Raw genomic sequence first — 7500 nt, 5'->3', positions numbered from 1 at the left:
CCATCGTTGCCGTGGGCGACCGCGACCGGGGGGTCATTCCCCCGTGCGGCCGGTGCCGGCAGGTCCTTCTCGACTACTTCCCCACCCTCAAGGTCATCGTCGGCAACAACGCCCACGCCCGGGCCGTCCCCATCCCCGACCTGCTCCCCGAAAGCTACGTCTGGGCCGACCACCAGCTCGACGCCGAGAAGACCGCATCGTGACGGCCGGGCCCAACCGATGGCCCTGGTGAATGCTCCGGGAGCGAGGCGGAGGACCAGGACGGCGTTCACGGCGGAGCTGGACACAGGTGCAACGACTCGTTGCATCAGAACGGCGCGGCATCGGGCGCAGTGCTCGCCCGCGGCAATGCCGGAGGCGTTCTCGATGCCGCTGGTGTCGTGCCCCCCAGGCCGTCCCTCCGGATCACATGCTGCGTGCGCCGGAGTAGGGGCAGGAATGACGCTCGTAGTCGAGCTGCGTCGAGGGGGCTCTGTGTCCCGGGCCGGGCGAACGTCCGGACCTCGGCCGTCAGTAGGAATGCTGGAGCGGTTGGTCGATGACAACGATGAGTTCTGGACGGCCGTTGAACGGCTCGGGCGGCACCGGGTTCGCAGCCTGGCCCGCATCGATCCGTACGGGGACACCCCCTTCTCTGGCGACTAGAAGACCGTCGTTCCCCGAGGGCGCGCATCGAGCCGTGACTGCCGGACCGGGCCCCTCGGCGGGGTGGCCAGTGACGGGATCACAGGGAAGTGATCGACGCCATCGCGTTCAGGTACCGCACCGGCACACCGTGGATGGACCGGCCCGAACCCTTCGGCTCGTGGAAGGGAGCCCACAACCGGCTGCGGAAGTGGGCCGCCGACGGCACCTGGGAGAAGGTGTCCACCGCTCTGCTCGCCCGGGCCGACGCCGAGGGCGACCTGGATTGGGTCGTCGCGGTCGACTCCACGATCGTGCGGGCACATCAGCACTCCGCCGGGGCCCGTCAAAAGGGGCCGGGGCGGCGATCCGGCCGACCATGCCTCGGTCGGTCCCGCGGTGGGCTGACCACCAAGATCCACCTTGCCGCGGACGGCCACTACCGCCCGCTCGCGTTCGTCCTCACACCCGCCCAGGCACGCGACGCACCAGCGTTTCCTCAGGTCATGGCCCGATTACGAATGGCCCGCCGGATCGGCCGCCCAAGGATCACGCCGGACTCGGTCCTGGCCGGCAAGGCGTATTCGTCCCGGGCGATCCGCCGTCACCTGCGGCGACTCGGGATCCGGGCGATGATCCCCCAGCCGGCCGATCAGGCTGTGAACCGCAAGCGGCTGGGCCGACTCGGCGGCCACCCGCCGGCGTTCGACCGCGAGGCCTACAAACAGCGGAGCACCGTCGAGCGGTGCATCAACAAGCTCAAGCTATGGCGCGGCCTGGCCGCCCGCTACGACTGTGAGGATGTTCAGGTGCCGCTTCGGGCGGTGGCCTGACCCGCGTTACGCCTGGCCCTGGCGCCTTGGTTTTGATCTGTCGGCCACCGTCCGGAGCGGCACTCGCTGCCGCTGGACCGGCGGGCGTGTCCCGATAGGGGCCGTCGCGAGAGGCACCGTCACAGTCCTGACCGCCTTGGCCGATGCAGCGATGGCCGCCCCGCTTCCATGGCTGCAGGAGACAGGTGACCGTGACCAGGATGACCCAGGCAGTCCCGCTGGACCAACACCACCCCGAGATCGTGCTGGGCGTCGACACCCACAAGGACGTCCACGTCGCCGCCGTGATCACGGCCGCCGGTGCCTTCGTCGGGAGCCGGAGCTTCCCGACGACCGCCGGCGGCTACGAACAGTTGCTGGACTGGGCCCGGACATCGGGGCACGTCAGCCGGGCCGGGGTGGAGTGCACGGGCTCATACGGCGCCGCGCTCAGCCGGTATCTCCGTAGCCAGGGCATCACCGTCTTCGAGGTGAACCAGCCCGACAAGGCGACTCGTCGGCGCCGTGGCAAGAGCGACATCATCGACGCCGAGGCCGCAGCGGAACAGCCGGCGCCGCCGCCCACACGCTCAAACTCCTGGCCCGGCGGATCCAGCACCTCACCGAGGAGATCGAAGACCTCACCACGCGGATCACCGAGGTCATCGCGCAACACAACCCGCAGCTCCTGGCCTGCTACGACGTCGGCCCCGACACGGCCGCGGCGCTTCTGATCGCAGCGGGAGACAACCCAGAACGGCTCCGCAGCGAGTCATCGTTAGCAGCCCTCTGCGGCGTAAGCCCAGTCGAAGCCTCCTCAGGAAAGACCCAGCGCAGTCGCCTCAACCGCGGCGGAAACCGGCAGGCCAACTCCGCCCTCTACACCGGCGTACCGGCTCGTCTCCGATGGGACACCCGCACCAGCGACCACATCGACAGACGCGTCTCCGAACGCAAGACCAGACGCGAAGCACTCCGCTGCCTCAACGGCTACGTCGCACGCGAGATCCACCGGCTCATCACCCGCACCACCACCCACGTCCTGGCGGCTTGACATCCATAGGGGCATCAAGACCGCCACCATCTACCTCGCCGGACTCCACCTCCGCCGACACCTTCATCTGGTCAGCGAGGTGATCCGACTCTGTGGCCACCGCCGTCGGGGATCCGGCCCAGCTTCTTGACGTCGACGTGGACCAGCTCGCCGGGCCGGGGGCGTTCACAGTGGCAGACGGGCTCGCCGGTGGCCCGGTCCAGGGCGGCCAGGGGCGGCTGACAGTTGCGGACCAGGATGCGGTGGGCGGTCGTGGCCGCGATCTTGCATCGGACGGCCGGCCGCAAGGGACCGATGCGGTGTTCAGGCCGCAGTCGCAGTACTTCCGCCTCGGCCGCAGTCCGGCTGGGCTGGTGGTGGGGCCGGCTGGAGCGGTCACTCATTCCGGCGATGCCCTGCTGCCGGTAGCGGGTGGCCCAGCGGGCGGCGGTGGTGTGGCTGACCTGGAATCGTTCCGCCGCACGGGCCAGCCATCGTCCACGACACAGCGGGTCGGCCGCAGTCGCCCGGTTTCGCTCAACGGGGCAGCACGGTGGACCACGAGGGCCTCCTGTCTTCGGTGGAGATGTCAACACGCGTGGCACCAACGTCCCGGAACAACACACCTAGGCCCTCAGCGCGTCCAGGACGCGGATTTGGTGGGTCGGTGCTGGTGGCCCACAGGCGTCAGGCATGGCCGGCCAGAGCGGCCTGGTGCTCGGTGAGGCGGGGGTGCTCGATGAGGGGGATGGCAGCGACAAGGGCGGTGTGGGTCGTTGGCTTCGTAGGCGGTGTCGCCGAGCCACTCAAGCAGCCGTACGAGAGTTGGTCGGGCCGGGGCGTGGTGGCGTCCTGACCGTAGTCGGCGCCAGCCGTGACGGCCGGATGGGCGAGGATCGCCGCGATGTAGAGCGGAACGGGCACGGTGGCCTCGTAAATGCTGTTCTGGCGAGTCACGGCCCCAGCGCATCCTGGAGAGCGGACTCCCTGATGAGCGGGTCGGGGCTGGTGAGCAACGTCAGCGCCGTTGGCAAGGATTCACCCGTACCTGAGGCGGTGGCGAGCGACGCCGTTCGTACCTCGCCGCCGCGGGGTGAGTCTCGCGGTCAGAGGTTGACGCGCTTGAGGTAGACGCGGCTGCGGTGGGAGATGGTTTGGTACCAGAGCATCAAGTGCTCGTCCTCGTACGTACGCAGCCGCATGGGGCTGGGGTCCTCGTAGAGGCTGCCGTCCTTGGGGTCGATCGCCATCGACGCCAGGTCGACCAGGCCCTCCATGACCACGGCGACCAGCTCCTGCTGCTCCGCGGGCATGTCGCCCAGTACCCAGACCCGGCTCGGATCGCATTCCCACGCCCAGCCGGCGTCGTTCTCCACTCCCTCACCCCGCAGGGTCACTGACCGATCTCCCGCTGGGCCTCGGCCAGGATGCGGCTGCTGCTCTCCATGGCGGCCCGGAACTGTTCCTCCGTGGCGGCCGGGTCGCCTGCGGCCCGCTCTGCTTCGATCAGTGCCGCGGCGCGGGCGGGCCAGCGGTGGATGGCCACGTGCGTGGCCCACTTGATCAGGAAGAAGCGGAGCGGGTTGATGGCGCCCGTCTCCGCAGCGCGGTCGAACGCGGCATGGCATTCCCGGTCGAACTCGGCGAGGTGTGCCATGTCGATCCGGCGCACGGCGTCCCGCAGGGCTTCGCGCGTCATGGCCGGCTGGGGGATGAGCGGACCGTCGTCTTCGAGGTGCTGTGCTGTCATCGTGCCTCCAGGGGAACGTGGCCAGGATAGCGACCGGCTCCGCGACGTGCCCGTAAACGCAAAAAGCCCCGTACCGGATACCCGGTACGGGGCTTTTCACAATGATTGTTCGGCGGCGTCCTACTCTCCCACAGGGTCCCCCCTGCAGTACCATCGGCGCTGAAAGGCTTAGCTTCCGGGTTCGGAATGTAACCGGGCGTTTCCCTAACGCTATGACCACCGAAACACTATGAAATTTGAACACTGGACGGCAACACAGCTGTTCGTTATTTCAGAACTAACACAGTGGACGCGAGCAACTGAGGACAAGCCCTCGGCCTATTAGTACCAGTCAGCTCCACCCGTTACCGGGCTTCCACATCTGGCCTATCAACCCAGTCGTCTACTGGGAGCCTTACCCTCTCAAGGAGGTGGGAATACTCATCTTGAAGCAGGCTTCCCGCTTAGATGCTTTCAGCGGTTATCCCTCCCGAACGTAGCCAACCAGCCATGCCCTTGGCAGGACAACTGGCACACCAGAGGTTCGTCCGTCCCGGTCCTCTCGTACTAGGGACAGCCCTTCTCAATATTCCTACGCGCACAGCGGATAGGGACCGAACTGTCTCACGACGTTCTAAACCCAGCTCGCGTACCGCTTTAATGGGCGAACAGCCCAACCCTTGGGACCGACTCCAGCCCCAGGATGCGACGAGCCGACATCGAGGTGCCAAACCATCCCGTCGATATGGACTCTTGGGGAAGATCAGCCTGTTATCCCCGGGGTACCTTTTATCCGTTGAGCGACGGCGCTTCCACAAGCCACCGCCGGATCACTAGTCCCGACTTTCGTCCCTGCTCGACCCGTCGGTCTCACAGTCAAGCTCCCTTGTGCACTTACACTCAACACCTGATTGCCAACCAGGCTGAGGGAACCTTTGGGCGCCTCCGTTACCCTTTGGGAGGCAACCGCCCCAGTTAAACTACCCATCAGACACTGTCCCTGATCCGGATCACGGACCGAGGTTAGACATCCAGCACGACCAGAGTGGTATTTCAACGGCGACTCCACCCCAACTGGCGTTGGGGCTTCAAAGTCTCCCACCTATCCTACACAAGCCGAACCGAACACCAATATCAAACTGTAGTAAAGGTCCCGGGGTCTTTCCGTCCTGCTGCGCGAAACGAGCATCTTTACTCGTAGTGCAATTTCACCGGGCCTATGGTTGAGACAGTCGAGAAGTCGTTACGCCATTCGTGCAGGTCGGAACTTACCCGACAAGGAATTTCGCTACCTTAGGATGGTTATAGTTACCACCGCCGTTTACTGGCGCTTAAGTTCTCAGCTTCGCAACCCCGAAAGGTCACTAACCGGTCCCCTTAACGTTCCAGCACCGGGCAGGCGTCAGTCCGTATACATCGCCTTACGGCTTCGCACGGACCTGTGTTTTTAGTAAACAGTCGCTTCTCGCTGGTCTCTGCGGCCACCCCCAGCTCACGGAGCAAGTCCGATCACCAGTGATGGCCCCCCTTCTCCCGAAGTTACGGGGGCATTTTGCCGAGTTCCTTAACCATAGTTCACCCGAACGCCTCGGTATTCTCTACCTGACCACCTGAGTCGGTTTAGGGTACGGGCCGCCATGAAACTCGCTAGAGGCTTTTCTCGACAGCATAGGATCATCCACTTCACCACAATCGGCTCGGCATCAGGTCTCAGCCTTAATGAGGGACGGATTTGCCTACCCCTCGGCCTACACCCTTACCCCGGGACAACCACCGCCCGGGCTGGACTACCTTCCTGCGTCACCCCATCGCTTACCTACTACAAGTCTGGTTCGTCGGCTCCACCACTTTCCTTTCCCCGAAGGGTCCGGAACGGCTTCACGGACTTAGCATCGCCTGATTCGATATTGGGCGTTTCAAAGCGGGTACCGGAATATCAACCGGTTGTCCATCGACTACGCCTGTCGGCCTCGCCTTAGGTCCCGACTTACCCTGGGCAGATCAGCTTGACCCAGGAACCCTTAGTCAATCGGCGCACACGTTTCTCACGTGTGTATCGCTACTCATGCCTGCATTCTCACTCGTGAACCGTCCACAACTAGCTTCCGCTGCTGCTTCACCCGGCACACGACGCTCCCCTACCCATCACAACACCCGTTGGGGCTTATTGCTGCAATGACACGACTTCGGCGGTACGCTTGAGCCCCGCTACATTGTCGGCGCGGAATCACTTGACCAGTGAGCTATTACGCACTCTTTCAAGGGTGGCTGCTTCTAAGCCAACCTCCTGGTTGTCTCTGCGACTCCACATCCTTTCCCACTTAGCGTACGCTTAGGGGCCTTAGTCGATGCTCTGGGCTGTTTCCCTCTCGACCATGGAGCTTATCCCCCACAGTCTCACTGCCGTGCTCTCACTTACCGGCATTCGGAGTTTGGCTAAGGTCAGTAACCCGGTAGGGCCCATCGCCTATCCAGTGCTCTACCTCCGGCAAGAAACACACGACGCTGCACCTAAATGCATTTCGGGGAGAACCAGCTATCACGGAGTTTGATTGGCCTTTCACCCCTAACCACAGGTCATCCCCCAGGTTTTCAACCCTGGTGGGTTCGGTCCTCCACGAAGTCTTACCTCCGCTTCAACCTGCCCATGGCTAGATCACTCCGCTTCGGGTCTAGAGCGTGCAACTCAAACGCCCTATTCGGACTCGCTTTCGCTACGGCTTCCCCACACGGGTTAACCTCGCTACACACCGCTAACTCGCAGGCTCATTCTTCAAAAGGCACGCAGTCACGACTGCATGTGCAAGCACATACAGCGACGCTCCCACGGCTTGTAGGCACACGGTTTCAGGTACTATTTCACTCCGCTCCCGCGGTACTTTTCACCATTCCCTCACGGTACTATCCGCTATCGGTCACCAGGGAATATTTAGGCTTAGCGGGTGGTCCCGCCAGATTCACACGGGATTTCTCGGGCCCCGTGCTACTTGGGAGATGAGCAAGCAAGCCGCTGATGTTTCGTCTACGGGGGTCTTACCCTCTACGCCGGACCTTTCGCATGTCCTTCGACTACATCAACGGTTTCTGACTCGCCGACCGGCCGGCAGACCGATCAAGCTCATTCCCACAACCCCGCATGCGCAACCCCTGCCGGGTATCACACACATACGGTTTGGCCTCATCCGGTTTCGCTCGCCACTACTCCCGGAATCACGGTTGTTTTCTCTTCCTGAGGGTACTGAGATGTTTCACTTCCCCTCGTTCCCTCCACACTGCCTATGTGTTCAGCAGCGGGTGACAGC

General features: G+C 63.8%; 4 protein-coding genes, 2 rRNA genes and 3 pseudogenes (2 of these 9 running past the window's edge). 3 read left to right on the top strand and 6 right to left on the bottom strand.

Features of this window, described 5'->3' with window-relative positions; translation table 11 throughout:
• From CP980_RS18055 to CP980_RS18045, 3 genes and pseudogenes are all read left to right on the top strand, one after another.
• Nucleotides 1-203, top strand: partial view of a cytidine/deoxycytidylate deaminase family protein gene (locus tag CP980_RS18055; RefSeq protein ID WP_150528610.1) — the 3' portion only. It extends 223 nt beyond the left edge of the window; the window shows 203 of its 426 coding nt (coding positions 224-426); its start codon lies beyond the left edge, outside the window; the stop codon is at nucleotides 201-203.
• A 519-nt stretch (nucleotides 204-722) separates the two neighbouring features.
• Nucleotides 723-1418: pseudogene (locus CP980_RS18050) on the top strand (IS5 family transposase); the annotation flags it as partial.
• Between the two features lie 239 nt (nucleotides 1419-1657).
• Nucleotides 1658-2490, top strand: a pseudogene (locus tag CP980_RS18045) (IS110 family transposase).
• Between the two features lie 89 nt (nucleotides 2491-2579).
• On the opposite strand, the pseudogene CP980_RS18040 reads toward CP980_RS18045, so the two are convergent.
• From CP980_RS18040 to CP980_RS18015, 6 genes and pseudogenes are all read right to left on the bottom strand, one after another.
• Nucleotides 2580-3031: pseudogene (locus CP980_RS18040) on the bottom strand (leucine zipper domain-containing protein); the annotation flags it as partial.
• A 125-nt stretch (nucleotides 3032-3156) separates the two neighbouring features.
• Nucleotides 3157-3426, bottom strand: coding sequence for a hypothetical protein (locus CP980_RS18035; protein WP_189999324.1), 270 nt, complete (start codon nucleotides 3424-3426; stop codon nucleotides 3157-3159).
• A 149-nt stretch (nucleotides 3427-3575) separates the two neighbouring features.
• Entirely contained in the window at nucleotides 3576-3866 is a 291-nt protein-coding gene (locus CP980_RS18030; protein WP_099891052.1) for a hypothetical protein, read from the bottom strand.
• Nucleotides 3863-4219: a DUF6247 family protein gene (locus CP980_RS18025; RefSeq protein WP_132761572.1), complete on the bottom strand. Its 357-nt coding sequence runs from the start codon at nucleotides 4217-4219 to the stop codon at nucleotides 3863-3865. Before CP980_RS18025 ends, CP980_RS18030 begins: the two co-directional genes overlap by 4 nt.
• 107 nt (nucleotides 4220-4326) lie before the next feature.
• Nucleotides 4327-4443 (bottom strand): 5S ribosomal RNA (gene rrf, locus CP980_RS18020).
• A 77-nt stretch (nucleotides 4444-4520) separates the two neighbouring features.
• Nucleotides 4521-7500 (bottom strand): 23S ribosomal RNA (locus CP980_RS18015) (it continues 144 nt past the right edge of the window).

The organism is Streptomyces vinaceus (assembly GCF_008704935.1).
In the GTDB taxonomy this organism is placed as follows: domain Bacteria; phylum Actinomycetota; class Actinomycetes; order Streptomycetales; family Streptomycetaceae; genus Streptomyces; species Streptomyces vinaceus.
The sequence above is the reverse complement of the archived record's forward strand: the minus strand, read 5'-3'. Positions and strand labels throughout refer to the sequence as shown.